The sequence below is a fragment of the Protofrankia sp. Cas3 genome (assembly GCF_963555955.1).
Lineage (GTDB): Bacteria > Actinomycetota > Actinomycetes > Frankiales > Frankiaceae > Protofrankia.
In genome coordinates, this window is record NZ_CAUVXP010000283.1 from 1 (window position 1) to 3,643 (window position 3,643).

At 62.8% G+C, this 3,643-nt stretch carries 4 protein-coding genes and 1 pseudogene; 3 read left to right on the plus strand and 2 right to left on the minus strand.

Annotation, left to right across the window (positions count from 1 at the left end):
- Window positions 1–97: 97 nt before the first annotated feature.
- A complete protein-coding gene (locus U9983_RS27125; protein WP_322756737.1) occupies window positions 98–691 on the minus strand; it encodes a transposase in 594 nt (197 codons plus the stop codon).
- A 21-nt stretch (window positions 692–712) separates the two neighbouring features.
- Here U9983_RS27125 and U9983_RS27130 point away from each other — a divergent pair, with 21 nt between their 5' ends.
- The 3 genes and pseudogenes from U9983_RS27130 to U9983_RS27140 all read left to right on the plus strand — a co-directional run bounded on the left by U9983_RS27130 (window position 713) and on the right by U9983_RS27140 (window position 1,907).
- Window positions 713–1,003 (plus strand): transposase, encoded by a 291-nt coding sequence (locus tag U9983_RS27130; protein ID WP_322756738.1) that lies wholly within the window; start codon window positions 713–715, stop codon window positions 1,001–1,003.
- A 77-nt stretch (window positions 1,004–1,080) separates the two neighbouring features.
- A pseudogene (locus U9983_RS27135) lies at window positions 1,081–1,269 on the plus strand (IS3 family transposase); the annotation flags it as partial.
- Complete coding sequence (locus U9983_RS27140) at window positions 1,212–1,907, plus strand: IS3 family transposase (RefSeq protein WP_322756740.1); 696 nt, start codon at window positions 1,212–1,214, stop codon at window positions 1,905–1,907. The pseudogene U9983_RS27135 and the gene U9983_RS27140, both read left to right, overlap by 58 nt.
- Window positions 1,908–2,068: 161 nt before the next feature.
- Here U9983_RS27140 and U9983_RS27145 read toward each other — a convergent pair.
- The coding region (locus tag U9983_RS27145; protein WP_322756739.1) for a tetratricopeptide repeat protein at window positions 2,069–3,643 on the minus strand (1,575 nt) is incomplete at its 5' end.

Below are 3,643 nucleotides of genomic sequence, written 5' to 3' on the forward strand. Positions count from 1 at the left end.
TGCACACGCATCCTCGGCGGGCTGATCAACGAGTACCGCAACGCCGCCTGACTACTGAGCATTAATGCGTGATGTCGTTGGACCGTGACGGTATGGATCACGATGGTTCCAAGGTCAGACCGGTGCCGGCGAGGCAGCCGTCGAGGAGATCGGGACGGTGTTGGAACCCGGCCAGGTCGTGGTGGATCAGCTTGGTGAGTTCGTCGACGTCGTCGAAGGCCCGGTTGGCGATCTCCCCGCCCTTGAGTACCGACCACACCCCCTCCACCGGGTTCAGGTCGGGCGCGTAGGAGGGCAGCTGCACCACGGTCAGCCACAGCGCGTTCGCCGCGACGAACGCGGCCATCTCCGCGCACAGGTGCCGGTTCAGATTGTCCCAGACCAGCACCATCGGCCGGCCCAGCCGCTCGTGCACAGCCACGACCAGCTCCCGGTAGTCCCGCCAGGAAAACGACTTCGGCTCATCGCGGCGGCCCCGGTGCTTCAGGGTCCGACAGAACAGCCGCGGCGCCGGGCCGGGCCGGTAGCAGGCCATCCCCGCCACCGACACCCGCCCCGACCCGCCGCCGCGCACCCGGACCAGCGGGGTACGCCCGTGCCGGCCCCAGCTGGTCACCCGAGGCGGCCGCAGGGACTGCCCGGCCTCGTCTGAAGCGATCCCGTTTCCGTGGACAGCAGACCTGAAGGTCACTGTCTGAAAGGAAGGGCCGTCATGGGGTCGATTCCCCGGAAGTACACGCAGGAGTACAAAGACGAGGCGGTAAGATTGGCGCTCGACTCCGACCGGTCGTTAGCCGAGATCGCGAAGAGTCTGGGTATCAATGAATCAACCTTGGGGAACTGGGTGACGAAGGCGAAAAAGGACAGCGAGTCCGACGAGAAGCCGCTGTCGGTGTCGGAGCGCGCCGAGCTGATCGAACTCCGGAAGAAGTACGCGCAGGCACAGATGGATAACGCGTTTCTAAAAAAAGCGGCGGCCTTCTTCGCGAGCCAGCAGAAGTGAAGTTCGAGTTCATCGACGCACATGCCCCGAAGAAGGCTGTCCCGGCCGACGGTGTCTCCCGTTTCCCCGTCGTGTACATGTGTGACAAACTCGACGTTTCCCGGCAGGGTTACTACGCATGGAAGAAACGGGGCCCGTCACAGCACGACAAAACAGACGCCACCCTTTCCACGAAGATCAAAGTTATTTTCGACGAACACCTGGGGCGATACGGCGTGCGGCGGATCTTCCGCGAGTTACGCCGACAGGGGGTTGCGGTCGCCTACAAGCGGGTGCAGCGGCTGATGCGTGCGTTGGGCCTGGTCAGCGTCCACCCCAAGGCACGGAAGGCGACGACCGTGCAGGCCGCCGAGCCGTCCCGGCTGCCCGACCTGTCAGCCAGGACTTCACCGCCGACGCGCCGAACCGGTTGTGGTTCGGCGATATCACCTATGTGCGTACGTGGGATGGTTGGGCATATGTGGCATCGGTTATCGACGCTTTTTCCCGGAAAGTCGTGGGCTGGGCCGTGGCCGACCACATGCGCACCGACCTCGTCCTCGATGCCCTACGCATGGCCATAACCCGCAGGCACCCACCGAAAGGTGTGATCTTCCATGCTGATCGAGGCAGCCAGTACACCAGCAAGGAATTCGTCGACTTCTGCAAGATCAACAACGTGCGGAACTCGGTCGGCCGCACCGGAATCTGTTTCGACAATGCTGCCGCTGAATCGTTCTGGGCGACCCTGAAGAAAGAGTTCATCCACCTCCACCCCTTCGACACCGTCGAACGCCTCAGAACCGGGGTCTTCGAGTACATCGAGGTGTACTACAACCGGTTGCGGATCCATTCCACGATCGGCTACCTCACCCCTGTCGAGTTCGAGGATGAATTTGACAAGAAAGGTGATCGCGCAGCATAATAAGGACTGTCCACGAAAGCGGGAACCCTCCAGTTCCCAACGATCCCGTTCCGTGGCGGTCAACCCGCCACCCGTCGCGTACCTCATACCAGCCGGCTACCCACATCCCCACCACCCACCCAGCGATCACCACATGCCCGCACGACTTCACGCATTAATGCTCAGTAGTGGAGATGATCTACTTTTGTATTGAGCACGGTCAAGGTCGTCGCCAGGGCTGCGATCGGACCAAAAGCGTCGGAGTGGTCGCCACCGACTATCCGCCGTTGAGCCAGCACTTCCTCGATCGTCGCTCGCGCTTTCTGATAGTCCCCGAGGCCGGCGTGGGTCGCGGCGAGGATGGTCGCCGAGTGCAGTGCGTCGGGGTGGCCGGCCCCGAGCAGCAGCCGGCGTCGAGCGAGCGTGTCCTCGGCCAGTGTGCGCGCCTCTGCGAAGTCTCCGGCTCGGGCGAGTCCAACAGCGACATTGATCGCCGAGTGCAGTGTGTCGGGGTGGCCGGCCCCGAGCAGCTGCTGGCGTCGAGCGAGCGTGTCCTCCGCCAGCGTGCGTGACGCTTCGTGCTCTCCGGCTCGGGCGAGCTGGATGGCGAGATTGTTCGCTGAATGTAGTGTGTCGGGGTGGTCGTCGCCGAGGATGCGGCGCCGACGGGCCAGGGTGTCCTCGGTCAACTCCCGTGCCGCGTGGTATTCAAGTAACGCATCTAGCCGGAGGGCGAGATTGTTGGCCGAGGTTAGCGTGTCGGGGTGATCGTGGCCTAGCACGCGTCGCCGGCGCTCCAAGGTCTCCTGGTCTAGCTCTCGCGCTCGGCGAAAGTCCCTGGCACCGGCGAGCTGGAATGCGAGGTTATTGGCTGCTGCCAATGTGTCGGGGTGGTCGTCGCCGAGCAGTCGCCGCCGCCGAGCCAGGACGTCGCTGTGCAACTCCTGACCACCCTTGTAGTCCCCGAATTCGCCTAGAAGGTTGGCGAAATTGGTTGCAGCATTCAGAGTGTTCGGGTGGTCGTCGCCAAGTGCGATCTTGTGGCGTTCTAGAGAGTCCTCAGCCAGAGTTCGGGCACCATTTATGTCTCCGGTCTGGCTCAGTCGAACAACTAGGTTATTTGCTGCCCCTAGAGTGTCTGGATGGTTATGGCCAAGGATGCGCCGATAGCGCTCTAGAGCGTCCTCGTCTAGTGTTCGTGCACCTAGGAGGTCTCCGTTTGCAGCCAGCTGGAATGCAACGTTGGTGGCTGAAGCCAGCGTTTTTTGGTGATCTTCGCCGAGTATCATTCGGCGCCGACTCAGGGTCTCCTCGGCGAGCGTGCGTGCTCGCGTGAGGTCCCCGATTCTCATCAGCCAGATGGAGAGATTGTGCGCGGCGTCCAAAGTATCCGGGTGGTCATCGCCGAAGTGGTGCTGCTTGCGAGCGAGGTTATCCTCTGCCAGTTGCCTCGCGTGCTGGTAATCCCCAAGACCCGCCAGAGCGACAGCAAGATTGTTTGCCGAGCCCAGGGTCTTCGGGTGATCTTCGCCGAATATCCGCCGCTGGCGATCGAGGGTATCTTCGGCCAGCTTGCGCGCGCTCCGGTGGTCGCCAAGACTGATGATCGTTGTGAGCAGGTTTGTTGCCGTACCCAGGGTCTCGGGGCTGTCGTCGCCAAGCAGACGGCGTCGCCGGTCGAGGGTGTCCTTCAGCAATGCCCGTGCCTCGGTGTAGTAGCCGAGCGAGGCCAGCCGAAGCCCGACGTTGTTCGCTAC